Here is a 12,277-nt window from a genome sequence, read left to right on the forward strand (position 1 = left end):
CGCGAGGGAGATAATTCCTCGTCAGGCGTCAGCGGTGCTACCAGAGCACGTCCTACTTTCAGTAGGGAGAGTCCGTGCAACCCGGGCCTGGCGCTCCACTGTCGGACGAGGTCCGGTGCCCACTCGGGCGCCGCGCCTCGTTCGCGTTTTCGGGCGGTCTGCCACCAGCACGTTACTGACTTCGGCGCTTCAAGGTGATGGCGGTGGGAGGTCGAGGGAGAGTCCGGTCCCGGCGAGGAAGCCGTCGAGGACGTCGGGGCGGTACTGGAGCCGTTTGAGCCGGTTGCGGACGAGCATGGCGAGTCGGTCCAGAGCGACGCTGGCGAGGTTCGCCAGGCTGCGCTTGACGTGGGCCCATAGGTACTCGACCGCGTTCAGCTCGGGCGCGTATGCGGGCAGGATGAACACCGTCAGCCAGTCCCGCGCGTTGATCAGGTCGCGCATGGCATGGGAGACGTGGGTGTTGAGCCGGTCCCAGACCAGCACGATCGGTGCCTTGACCAGCTGGTGGATGCCGTCGATCAGGCCGATGTAGTCGCGCTCGGACAGGCTGCGGCGTTCGCCCTTGCGCCCGGTATGGCACCGCAGCCGGTGGCACAGCCGGGTCCGCGAGCCCGGCCGCATCGCGATCAGCCCGGCGACCGACACCCGTCCGGAGCCCCGGCCGCCCACCCTCACGACCGGGGTGACGCCACGGCGTCCCCATGTGCGTCCCTTGGGCGGCCTGCGGGTGAACCCGGCTTCGTCCTCGAAGCAGAGCCATCCGTCGCAGGCCGCCCGGGCGCTTTTACCTCCGCCCAGGTCACCTCCATCCACGCGGACACCGCCTGCTCGTCGCGTTCCGCGGCACGCCGCGCGGGTACCTGCGGGGTGAAGCCGAGTCGGTGCATCAGGCGGGTGGCTCCCGAGACGCTGTAAGTGACGTGGAACTTCCGCCCGATCAGCGTCGCCACCCGCGCGCCGGTCCACACCTGGTCCTCGTCCCAGCCATGCACGGCCGGCCCCTGCTCGAGGTACTCGGCCAGCTTCACCCGGCACCGCGCCGACAGCTTGCATCGCTGCCCACCCGGTCCCCGTGAAGCCAGCGCACCGGCCCCGCCCTCACGCCAGGCTTGGTGCTGTCGGCGGCGGTTGAACCGTGACCCGGTTCCGGCGGTTGAGTTCTGACCCTCGCGTCTTCTGTTGATCTTGTTAGTCGTTGCTGGTCGGTGTGCGGCCGAGGTCCCCGCGGCCTCGCATGCGGTAGGACTCGCCCTTGAGGGAGTGGACCTCGGCGTGGTGGACGAGCCGGTCGATCATGGCGGCGGCGACGGTCTCGTCGCCGAAGGTTTCTCCCCAGCGTCCGAAGGGCTTGTTCGAGGTGACGATCACGCTGGCCCTTTCGTATCTGTTCGAGACGAGCTGGAAGAACAGGTTCGCGGCCTCGGGCTCGAAGGGGATGTAGCCGACCTCGTCGACAACGATCAACGGGTAGCGGCCGAGTTTGACGAGTTCGTCCTGGAGGCGGCCGGTGTGGTGGGCGGCGGCGAGGCGGTCGACCCATTGGGAGGCGGTGGCGAACGCGACCCGGTGGCCGGCCTGGCAGGCCCGGATGGCGAGTCCGGTGGCCAGGTGGGTCTTGCCGGTGCCGGGCGGCCCGAGGAAGACCACGTTCTCCTTCGCGGCTATGAAGTCCAGTGTGCCCAGGTGGGCGAGCTGTTGGCGCGTCATGCCCCGCAGATGGGCGGTGTCGATCTCCTCGATGGTCTTGACCGCGGGGAATCGGGCGGCCCGGATGCGCTGTTCGCCGCCGTGGCTGTCACGGGCGGAGACCTCGCGCTGCAGGCAGGCGACCAGGTATTCGAGGTGGGTCCAGGACTCGGTGCGGGCCCGCTCGGCCAAGCGCTCGGCGGCGTCCAGCAGAGCGGGTGCCTTCATGGCGCGGGCGAGGAACGCGAGGTCTGCCGAGGTCTGCCGCCCTTCCTTGGGCGTCTGCTCTGCGGTGGTCGTGGCGGTGGCGGTGCGAGCCATCAGGTGTCCTCCTTGCCGGCGCCGCCCTCGATGAGGGTGAAGATGCGGTCGTAGGAACCGAGCTCACGCTGTTCGACTTCAACGCCGAGGTCATCGGGGGCGAGAGCGGTCAGGCTCGAGGCCCAGGCGCGTGAGGCCCGCTGCCGGATCGCCTGGCCGCGCAAGGTCTGGGCCGCGGCGGTGTGCTCGGGGTCGGTGATGGTCTGGTGCCGAGCCCAGCATCGGCTGTGGCGGGCGACGACCTCGCCGGTGCGGTTGGTGGCGACGATCTCCTCGGTGTCGGCCCGGACGGTGATCTGCTGCCCGATCGCGCGGGGGTGGACGGAGTAGTCGCAAGTGTCGACGCGGATGTAGTGGTCGCGTCCGAGCCGGGTCGTCTGGGGCCACCAGTTGGGCGGTGCGACCGGTGGCAGGGTGAGCATCTCGGACCGGTCGGCTTCCCAGCGCTCGGCGGGCCGGCAGCCGATCGTGCGGTGGTGCCGGCGGTTGGCGACCTGCAACCAGGCGGTGAGCTGGGTGTTGAAGTCGCCCGGTCCGGCGAACGTGCGGCCAGGCAGGAAGCTGGTCTCCAGATAGCCGTTCACCCGCTCCACCAGGCCTTTCGCCTCCGGGTCACGAGGCCGGCAGAGGTGGATCCTGGTCGCGAGCAGGCCGGCGAACGCTGCGAACTCCGACGTCAGCTTTCCCTGGCCGACGCCGCTCTCATTGTCCCAAACGAGCGTCTTCGGGACGGCGCCCCAGCCGGTCAGCAGCCGCCAGTGCCCGTCGATCAGGTCGGCGGTGGAGCGGGACGGCAACATCCGCGCGGTGATCACCCTGGAATAGCCGGACACGACGACGAGCACCGGCGGGCGTCCCGTCTGCCCGTAGCCCAGCGGGATCTCGGCCGGCGGAAACCACAGATCGCACTGCGCGAGCTCGCCCGGCGAGTAGACCGTCCGAGAGACCGGATCGACCGGCAGATAGGCCGGCCGCAGCTCGCGCACCCGCTCCTTGAGAATGGTCAGCCCACGGTCCCAGCCGATCCGCTCGGCGATCACCGTCGCCGGCATCGCCGGCGTCTGCCGCAGCAGCTCGCGGATCGCAGGCTCGACCGCATCAACCGCCGATCCCTTCAACGGCCGCTGATAGACCGGCGGCCGGTCCGTCGCCAACGCCCGCTTCACCGTGTTCTTCGAGATCCCCAGATGCCGGGCGATTGCCCGGATCGGCATCTGCTCGGCCCGGTGCAGCCGACGGATCTCAGCCCAGTCCTCCACGCGAATCACCCTCTCCTCCTGACCCTCGATGAAGATCAGGATGAACAGAAGATCGCGAAGTGGGTCCCGTTTCATCCGCCGATCAGCGGTCAGTTTTCACCCGTCGCCGACAGGTGCCACTGATAGGCCGACTTCGCGCTCACCCGCAACCTGTGGGCAACCTCCTTCGGTGGGACGCCTTCGTCGAACAACGCGGCGGCCTCCAGCCGCACCGTCTCGCGGCGCTGACGTGCCTTCGCCGTCAGCCCGCCCCCATCCGCATAGCGCATACCAACGGCATAGCGCGCACATGGCCGTCAGTCAGCTACACAAACAGGCCAATCACCTTGAAGCGCCAACGTCAGTAGCGGCCTCTGGGACCGACTGGCCTCGTACGTGGTCCTAAGGAATCCGGCAGTGCCGCGTACGGCGGCAGTGGGCGGGCGGCCCCTCGGTGACCGTGATCGGCTCCTGCCTGCTTCCGGCGCTGATCTTTGCGGCCCGGCATCGGGACCGATCCGCTGCCCGCTCGGGGGTTCGGGCGCGGACCGGTCCTTTCAGTGTGTGCGGTCGGGCGCAGCGATGCCGCTGGTGTTGGTCCGGGTGGTGTTCAGGGGGTGTCCCCCTGCCAGTCCCAGCGGGAAGGGTCCGTGAGGCGGGGTTCGTAGTGGGCTCGGCCGCCGGCGCCGTACCGGCCGATCTCAGTGGCCAGCGCGGCGCCGTCGGCGAGCTGGTCGGCGGGCCAGCCGGTGACGTCCAGCAGGAGGCCGTCGAGTGGCCCGCCGACGAGCTCGCGGTATTCGTGCCCCGGCTGGGGTCCGGGTTCGGGGTCGTCGTGGTCGGCTCCGTAGACCCGGCCTCGCATCAGCGCCTCGTCGTCCATGAAGCTCAGCATTCCAGCCGCCACCGACACCACACGGGGCGGATCCGGGGGCCGTTCACTACCAGGCCGGTTCGGCGCCGCACGGCCGCGCCCTGGCCGGGTGCTCGGGGCGTAACGAACGGTAGGAGGTGCGGGCACGGACGCCACGTGGATGTCCGTGCCCGGGTTGCTTCATCCGCTGCCGAGGGCTGGCGGGCGTGGTGGCGTTAGCGGGCGTGGCGGCGCAGGAGGACCTTGAGGACCTCCCGGGCGTCGCGGCGGCGGTCGGCACTGCGGGCGGCGACGGCGGTGACGGCCGCGGCGGTGATTGCCACGGCGTACCAGGCGGTGCCGGCTGCGGTGATGAGCGCGGCGTTGTGTAGGACGGGGGACACGGGGGTTCTCCTGGTCGGGTCGGTGGGTGGGCTACTGGCAGAGGAGGCCGTGCAGGTGCCCGGCATGGGACGGCGATGTCGAAGCCGTCGTCTTTCGCGGTCGGTGTCGGCCGTGTTGCGCAGCTTGTGGTGTCGTCGGACGGGCCGACGCGGGAAGAAGGTGTGGGCCCGGGAGGCTGTCCCGTCGGACCTGACGGGATAGCCGGGGCCGGTGAGGGGTCAGCGGCGGCTGGTAAAGGCGGACAGGGTGTCCACCAGGCCCTGGTCGGGGAGGCCTGCGATCCCGTCGGTACCGTCGGGCCCGTCGGCCTCGGTTCCAGTGTCGCGGTGGATCAGCCGCTCGATGGCGGCGAGCAGGTCTGCGTCGGGCTGCGCGGCGGTAGTGCCGTAGGCGTCGGCGTTCTTGGTGAACAGGGACAGGAGCCGGAAGTAGTTGTCGACCGGCGGCAGGCTCGGGCGGATGGTGTCGCCGGCCTCGCAACCGGCCATCGGCAGGGTGGCGCGTTCGAACCAGGTCTGGGCCTCGCCGAGGTCGCCATGGTGGAGGTTGTACAGGTAGAGGCAGTAGCTGGCCGTGTGGTTGTCGGCGCCGGCGGCGTAGCCCCACCAGAATTCGGCGCTGCGCGGGTGGCCGGTGAGCAGCAGCAGGCAGCCGAAGACCAGGGCGCCGTCGCTCCCTTCGCCTTCTTGGGCGAGGAGGGCGATCTGGTGGGGGGCGTCCGCGCGGTTGATGACCCACCGGGACAGGGAGTTGAGCTTGGGCCAGGCGGCGGCCTTCGCCTCCCACCAGCCGGGTTGGGCGTATGTGCCGGCGCCGAAGTCGGCGTAGTCGTAGGCCAGGCGCCGCAGGCCTTCGGCCTGCCAGCCCGGCGGGCGTGGGCTGCGACGGGCCCGGGCAGCGGCGCCTGCGGCGGCGAGCATGGCGTCGAGGTCGAGCGGGGCGTCGGTTCCCTTGTCGGTCACCTGGTCTCCTTCGTGGGACGGGGCCGCTCGGCCCGGGGTCGGGTAGAACTTTTCGGCGCGGTGGTGGGGTCCTCGGCCAGGCCGAGGTCGCGGCGCAGCTGCTGCTTGGCGCGGCGGTGGTGGTGGTCGACTGTCACGGGCTTGATGCCCAGCAGCCAGGCGATCTCGTCGCGGCTGCGCTCCATGAAGTGTTTGAGCACGATCACGTCGAACTGGCGGGGCGGCAGCTGCGCTATGGCCTGGCGCAGCTCGTCGGGTTCCCGGGAGAGCCGGACGCGGCTGCGGATCATCGCGTGGCCGAAGGTCATCTTCCAGAAGAAGGAGGGTGCGCCGGCGGGTCCCTCGGGCCTGCTGCGGCGGCGCTTTTCGTAGGCGACGGCGGCGCGCAGCACGTCCCAGGCGGCTTCCATGAAGGAGCGCTCGACGAGCATGTCGTCCCAGGTCACCAGGATGTACAGGAAGACCTCGTGGATCAGTTCCCAGGCCGCCCCGCTGTCGGCGAGGCCGATCTCGGCGTACTCGAGGTAGGTCTCGCTCTTCGCGAGGTAGAAGGCCTCGAACTCGATCGGCAGGGCGTAGGAGCGCGGCGCCTGCCAGGGTGGTGCGTCCCAGTCCGACCAGGCGTCGGGCCCGGTGCCGGTGGAGAAGATCTCGCCGCCGCTCATGCCGCACCGTCCGCGCTCTCGCGGTGCCCGGTACTCGGCTCCAGCGGACCGGCGCAGGCTGGCCGCCCGGACCGCGTGTAGCCGGCGCGGCCCTGGGGGCCCGCCTGGAGCACTCGACCAACGGTGGTGTTCAACTCGCCTCGCTTCACTCACAGGGCAGGGAAGTGGGGCTGTGACCCGGAAGTTCTCGGATGCCCCGCCAACCAGCTAAGTGCGTACGGGAGCTGGACACTCATGCGCCGGGCAACGAATTTCACGGGTCGGATGCGACCGGATACGACCAGTGATCAAACTACCGTTGGGTATTAGTGGTTGCCGGACGCAACTCCGCTGATCACCGCGCCGCCGCGCCGCTCCTCACCATCCCGACTCGCCGCCAACCGCCCGGGAGGTGCAGCCTCGTGATCTGCCTCACATCAGCACTCTCGCCTGTCGGGGGACGGACAACTCGGGCCGCCGTAGGGCGAGTTGCCGCAGTGCCGGTGCGGTGCACCACAGCCCGCCCCATGCCCCCGGCTGCCACACGTGGGGGATCCACGGCACGTCACGGCAACCTGTCAGCCGACGACCACAGCGCCAGCCGACAGACGGCGTCATCCGCCCACCGCTTAGCCGATCAGCCCGCGCGGGCCAGCGCCGTTAGGGAGGTGGGCGCACCGCCCACTGCCTCAGTGCCGTCAGTCCCACCCCGCCCGGCCCGTCGTCCGGCTCTCGCCCTGCACGGCCCTGCTCCATTGACGGAGGCGGTGGCAGGGCGCTCCGGACGACGGCCCCACGCCAGCCCGGGGCGTTGCCGGGCGACGTGGGCCCGTTCCGCTCCCACGAACTCCCGGCCTGTCGCGACCGCCGCTCCCGGCTGTCCCGTTCAGCGTCTGCTGATCGGATGGTCGGTGCCATGGTCGGGCGGCGGTCAGCCGCGCAGACCTCGCCACACCGGCTGACGGAGCCGGCCGGCGTCGGTGAGTTCGAGGAACTCGACCTCGGCGCGCAGCTCAGGGCGGACGAAGTGGACCAGGGTGCCGCGTGGCAGTCCCAGCCCGGCGGCGGTGAACGGGGACACCGGGGAGTCGATGCGCCGCAGCACAGCAGCCAGGGCGCGGCGTTCCGCCCCGGTGAGTCCGGTGCCGACCGAGCCGACGAAGGTCAGTCGACCTTCGGCTTCGACCGGAACGCCGACCAGGACCGCGCGGACCGATGCTTCGCCGGGGGCGGGCAGCCAGCCGCCGATCACGACGTCGGCGGTACGCAGGTGCTTGATCTTGACCCAGTCCTGGGAGCGTGTGCCTGGCCGGTACGGGGAGTCGGATCGTTTGGCGACGACACCTTCCAGCCCGTGCTCCCGTGTCCAGCCGAACGCCTCGGCGACCGAGTCCCACACCGGCGGCACCCGCAGGCCCGGCCGCTCCAGCTCCAAGCCCTCCAGCAGCTCTCGCCGCCGCGCGTACGGCTCCATGAGCAGTGATCGCTCCCCGCTGTGCGGGAGGTCGAACGCCACGAAAACGGCGGGCGCAGCGGCTGCCGCGGCCCGTACCGCGGCGAGACGCGTGCGGTGGACACGGCCCTGCAGGGCCGCGAACGAGGGGCGGCCTCCCCGCATGACCACGAGCTCGCCGTCCAGGACCAGCGGGCCCCGCACCGTCAGGGCCTCGGCCACCTCAGGAAACCGGTCGGTAAAGTCCGTTCCGTGGCGGCCGAGCAGCCGGACCGGCGCGGCCTCGGGTACGTACGCCACGCACCGCACCCCGTCCCACTTCACCTCCCCCATCCAGCCCGGCCCGGCTGGCAGTGGGCCGGCCGTCGCGAGCATCGGCTCGACATGCGGCAGCGTCACCTGCGCCGATCCCCGGGGACTCATGCTTCCAGAGTGCAGCCAGCCGAACCCGTCGTGGAGCCGGATGGGGCCGGTCGGCCGACACCGCAGCCCGGGCACGCCACGACGGACTCATCCAGGGATCGGACGTCCTGGGGCATGGGCTGCGGTGGGTCAGAGGCGGCGTAGGACGGCGACGACCTTGCCCAGGATGGTGGCGTTGTCGCCGTTGATCGGCTCGTACGCCGGGTTGTGCGGCATCAGCCAGGTCCGGCTGTGCTCGCGCTTGAGCCGCTTGACGGTGGCCTCGCCGTCGATCATCGCGGCCACGATGTCGCCGTTCTCGGCGACCGGCTGGCGTCGGACGACGACGGTGTCCCCGTCGGTGATGGCCGCCTCGACCATGGAGTCGCCGCGCACGGTGAGCGCGAACAGCTCGCCTTCGCCGACGAGCTGGCGGGGCAGTGGGAAGACGTCTTCGATGGTCTGCTCGGCCAGGATCGGGCCGCCGGCGGCGATCCGGCCCACCAGGGGGACGGGGACGGCTCCGGAGGCGATGGCGTAGGCCGCTGTGGTGGGTGCTTGGGGCTGGTCGGCGGTGACGCGGTAGGCGCGGGGGCGCTGGGGGTCCTGGTAGAGGATGCCCTTGCGGGCGAGGGTTTTGACCTGGTGGGCGACCGAGGAGGTGCTGGACAGGCCGACGGCCTGGCCGATCTCGCGCATGGACGGCGGGTAGCCGCGGCGTTGGACCGAATCGCGGATGACCTCGATCACGCGGCGCTGGCGGTCGGTGAGACGGTCGGCGTCGACGGCGGTGGGGCCCTTGGGGCGGCCGCCGGCGTTGCGCGGTGTGCTGGTGTCGGCCATGGTGCCCCTCCGGTGGTTCGGGTGGTCACGGTATCCCGTGCGCGGCGGGCTGGTCAGCGGGGTTGTGCCGCTGACCGGTACGGACGCGGACCGGGTCGGCGGGTCGGGGGTCATTGGAAGTCGCGGCTTCTGGTGCCGGGGCCGAGGGTGAGCGGGGTGAGGCGCGTGGCGACCAGGTTGATCGCGCCGTCGCGGCGTTCGGCGGTTCCGTGGACGAGCAGGCCGGCGTTGCCGAGGGCGACGCGGCGTTGGCGTTCCCAGACGTGGGGCTGGCAGATGATGTTGACGAGGCCGGTCTCGTCTTCGAGGGAGATGAACAGGACGCCGCCGGCCGTCGGTGGGCGCTGGCGGTGGGTGACCAGGCCGCCGACGGCGACCATCGTTCCGGGGGTCGCGGCGTGCTTGATGTCGGAGGCGGTCATGGCTCCGCAGCGCTGCAGGTGCGGGCGGGCGTGCTGGACGGGGTGGGTGGTGGCGGAGGCGCCGGTGGCCCACAGGTCGGCGATGGTCTCCTCGACGGCGGTCATCTCCGGCAGGCCGGCCGGTGCGGTGAGCGCGGGGGCGGTGCCGGGCAGCATGGCGTCGCTCGTGCGGGCGAGCAGCCCGGCGGACCACAGGGCTTGGCGGCGGGTCACGCCGAGGCTGGCGAACGCGCCGGCGGTGGCGAGGGCCTCGAGGACGGGGGCGGGCAGGGCGGTGCGGCGTGCGAAGTCCTCCAGGTCGGTGTACGGCTGGCCGGAGGCGATCGTCTCGGCCTGGTCGGGGCCGAGGCCGCGTACGGCGGCGAGCCCCAGGCGGATCGCCGGCCGTCCGGGGGCCGTCGCTTCCGCGCTGTGTTCGGGGGCGGGTTGGAGGGTGGGCTGGGGGCTGCTGTGGTTGACGTCGGCGGGCAGGACGGTGACGCCGTGGCGTTTGGCGTCGGCGATCAGGGTGAGCGGTGAGTAGAAGCCCATCGGCTGGTTGGCCAGCAGGGCGCAGGTGAATGCCTCCGGGTAGTGGTGCTTGAGCCAGGCGGAGGCGTACACCAGCAGGGCGAAGCTGGCCGCGTGAGATTCGGGGAAGCCGTAGCTGGAGAACGCGTCGATCTTGGCGTAGACGTCCTCGGCGACGTCCGTGGGGATGCCGCGTTCGGCCATGCCGGCGAGCAGGCGCTCGCGCAGCTCGGCGACCCGCTGGTGGGAGCGCTTGGAGCCCATTGCCTGGCGGAGTTTGTCGGCTTCGGTGGGGGTGAATCCGGCGCAGTCGATGGCGAGTTGCATCATCTGTTCCTGGAACAGGGGGACGCCGAGGGTCTTGGCGAGGGCGCGTTCCATCAGGGGGTGGGGGATGGTGGCTTCTTCGTGGCCGTTGCGGCGGCGGATGTACGGGTGCACGGATCCGCCTTGGATGGGGCCGGGGCGGATGAGGGCGACCTGGACGACGAGGTCGTAGAAGCGGCGCGGGCGCATACGCGGTAGGGCGGAGGCCTGGGCGCGGGATTCGACCTGGAAGACGCCGACGGTGTCGGCGCGGCAGAGCATGTCGTAGACGGCCGGGTCGTCCGGGGGGATGGTGGCGAGGTCGTAGCGGATGCCGTGGTGCTCGGCGATCAGGTCGCAGGTGTCGTGCAGGGCGGAGAGCATGCCGAGGCCGAGCAGGTCGATCTTGACGAGGCCGGCCTCGGCGACGGAGTCCTTGTCCCATTGGAGGACCGAGCGGCCGGGCATGGTGGCCCACTCGGTGGGGCACGTCTCGGCGATGGGTTCGCGCGTCAGCACCATGCCGCCGGAGTGGATGCCGAGGTGGCGGGGCAGGCCGCGCAGTTGGGCGGCGAGGTCGCGCACGTCGGCGGGCACCGGTGCGTCGGGTGGCGGCATCTCGTGCCAGCCGGTCTCGCGGGCGAAGCGGTCGAGGTCGCCGGTGGCGTAGCCGAGGGCGCGGGCGGCGTCGCGCACGGCGAGGCGCGGTTGGTAGGTGATGACGTTGGCGGCCTGGGCGGCGTGGTCGCGGCCGTAGGTGTCGTAGACGTACTGGATGACCTCTTCGCGGCGGCGGTGCTCGATGTCGAGGTCGATGTCGGGCGGCCCGTCGCGCTCGGGGCTGAGGAAGCGTTCGAAGAGCAGGCCGTAGTGGATGGGGTCGACGGAGGTGATGCCGAGGGCGTAGCAGACGGCGGAGTTGGCGGCCGAGCCGCGGCCCTGGCACCAGATGTCGGCGCGGCGGGCGAAGTCGACGATGTCGTGGACGATGAGGAAGTAGCCGGCCATGCCGAGCTGCTCGATCACCTGCAGCTCGTAGGCGACCTGCCGGTGGGCCTTTTCGTTGCGGGGGTTGAAGCGGGTGGCGGCGGCGCGCAGGGTGAGCTCGCGCAGCCAGCTCGCTTCGGTGTGGCCGTCGGGGACGGGGAAGCCGGGCAGTTGCGGGGAGAGGGTGCGGAAGTCGAAGGCGCAGGCGCGGGCGAGGTCGACGGTGGCCTGCTGGACGCCGGGCCAGGGGGCGAGGCGGGCGGCCATCTCGGCCGGGGAGCGCAGGTGGGCTGCGCCAGTGACGGCAAGGTACGGCTCGGCCTCGGCCAGGGAGGCGTTCTGGCGCAGTGCGGCGAGGGTCTGGGCCAGGCGCAGCTGGGCTGGGGAGGCGTGGTGGGCGGCGGTGGTGGCCACCAGGGGGAGGCCGAGGCGGGTGGCGAGGGCGGCGAGGGCGTCGTTGCGGTCGTCGTCCTCGGGCATCCGGTGGTCGGTGAGTTCGACGTAGACGTTGTCGTGGCCGTACTGGTCGGCGAGCGCGCGCAGTTCGCGCTCGGCGGCTTGCGGGCCCTCGGTGTCGAGGGCGCGGCGTACGGCGCCTTTGCGGCAGCCGGTGAGGACGGCCCAGTGGCCGTCGTGGGCGTTCGCGAGGCGGTCGCGGTCGTAGCGGGGGCGGCGCTTTTGGCCGCCGGCGAGGTGGGCGTCGCCGATGATCTTGGCGAGGCGACGATAGCCTTCGGCGCCGCGGGCCAGGACCAGCAGGTGCTCGCCGTCCTGGTCCGCCACGCCGGTCGGCGCGAGCTCGGCGTCCAAGGTCAGCTCGGCGCCGAACACGGTGCGCAGGCCGGTGCGGCGGGCCTCGGCGGCGAACACGGCGGCCGCATAGAGGCCGTCGTGGTCGGTGACGGCAAGCGTCTCGATGCCCAGGCGGGCGGCCTCGTCGACGAGGGCCGCCGGGTCGCTGGCGCCGTCCAAGAAGGAGTAGGTGGTGTGGACGTGCAGCTCGGCCCAGCCCGGCCCGAACGGCGGCGAGGCAGGCCGCATCGGTGGGGCGGGCTCGCTGGGCGGGGCCTGGGCGGGGACGGGAAAGGGCACGACGGTCCGCCCGCCCGGGGCAGGCGCGCCGGCCAGGCGGCGGTGCAGCTCGCTCCACGGGGTGTGGGGGTGGTTGGTGAATCCCATCGTGCTCGTCCAGGTGGTGGTGCTTCGGTGGTGAACAGGCCGCGGGCGGTAGGCCCTGGGCGG

At 71.6% G+C, this 12,277-nt stretch carries 9 protein-coding genes and 2 pseudogenes; all 11 read right to left on the minus strand.

The window, feature by feature from the left end; all coding sequences use genetic code 11:
* Positions 1-189: 189 nt before the first annotated feature.
* A pseudogene (locus BOQ63_RS01745) lies at positions 190-1,164 on the minus strand (IS630 family transposase); the annotation flags it as partial.
* Between the two features lie 27 nt (positions 1,165-1,191).
* Positions 1,192-2,010: an IS21-like element helper ATPase IstB gene (gene istB / locus BOQ63_RS01750; RefSeq protein WP_223886207.1), complete on the minus strand. Its 819-nt coding sequence runs from the start codon at positions 2,008-2,010 to the stop codon at positions 1,192-1,194.
* Positions 2,010-3,278: an IS21 family transposase gene (istA, locus tag BOQ63_RS01755; protein WP_072653819.1), complete on the minus strand. Its 1,269-nt coding sequence runs from the start codon at positions 3,276-3,278 to the stop codon at positions 2,010-2,012. Before istA ends, istB begins: the two co-directional genes overlap by 1 nt.
* Before the next feature lie 104 nt (positions 3,279-3,382).
* Positions 3,383-3,538, minus strand: a pseudogene (locus BOQ63_RS01760) (helix-turn-helix domain-containing protein); the annotation flags it as partial.
* Between the two features lie 320 nt (positions 3,539-3,858).
* Positions 3,859-4,143 (minus strand): hypothetical protein, encoded by a 285-nt coding sequence (locus BOQ63_RS01765; RefSeq protein ID WP_465398271.1) that lies wholly within the window; start codon positions 4,141-4,143, stop codon positions 3,859-3,861.
* 194 nt (positions 4,144-4,337) lie between these two features.
* Positions 4,338-4,505 carry a hypothetical protein gene (locus BOQ63_RS01770; RefSeq protein ID WP_167395631.1) on the minus strand — a complete coding sequence of 56 codons (168 nt, stop codon included), beginning with the start codon at positions 4,503-4,505 and terminating at the stop codon, positions 4,338-4,340.
* A 219-nt stretch (positions 4,506-4,724) separates the two neighbouring features.
* Positions 4,725-5,468: a hypothetical protein gene (locus BOQ63_RS01775; RefSeq protein WP_072653189.1), complete on the minus strand. Its 744-nt coding sequence runs from the start codon at positions 5,466-5,468 to the stop codon at positions 4,725-4,727.
* Entirely contained in the window at positions 5,465-6,133 is a 669-nt protein-coding gene (locus BOQ63_RS01780) for a sigma-70 family RNA polymerase sigma factor (protein WP_072653190.1), read from the minus strand. The genes BOQ63_RS01775 and BOQ63_RS01780 overlap by 4 nt, the downstream gene beginning before the upstream one ends.
* A gap of 910 nt (positions 6,134-7,043) precedes the next feature.
* Entirely contained in the window at positions 7,044-7,988 is a 945-nt protein-coding gene (gene ligD, locus BOQ63_RS01785; protein ID WP_072653191.1) for a non-homologous end-joining DNA ligase, read from the minus strand.
* Between the two features lie 129 nt (positions 7,989-8,117).
* Positions 8,118-8,810, minus strand: a complete 693-nt coding sequence (gene lexA / locus BOQ63_RS01790) for a transcriptional repressor LexA (protein WP_072653192.1) — start codon at positions 8,808-8,810, stop codon at positions 8,118-8,120.
* A 110-nt stretch (positions 8,811-8,920) separates the two neighbouring features.
* Complete coding sequence (locus tag BOQ63_RS01795) at positions 8,921-12,214, minus strand: error-prone DNA polymerase (RefSeq protein ID WP_072653193.1); 3,294 nt, start codon at positions 12,212-12,214, stop codon at positions 8,921-8,923.
* Positions 12,215-12,277: the final 63 nt, after the last annotated feature.

It is taken from the genome of Streptomyces viridifaciens (assembly GCF_001888885.2).
Taxonomy (GTDB): domain Bacteria; phylum Actinomycetota; class Actinomycetes; order Streptomycetales; family Streptomycetaceae; genus Kitasatospora; species Kitasatospora aureofaciens.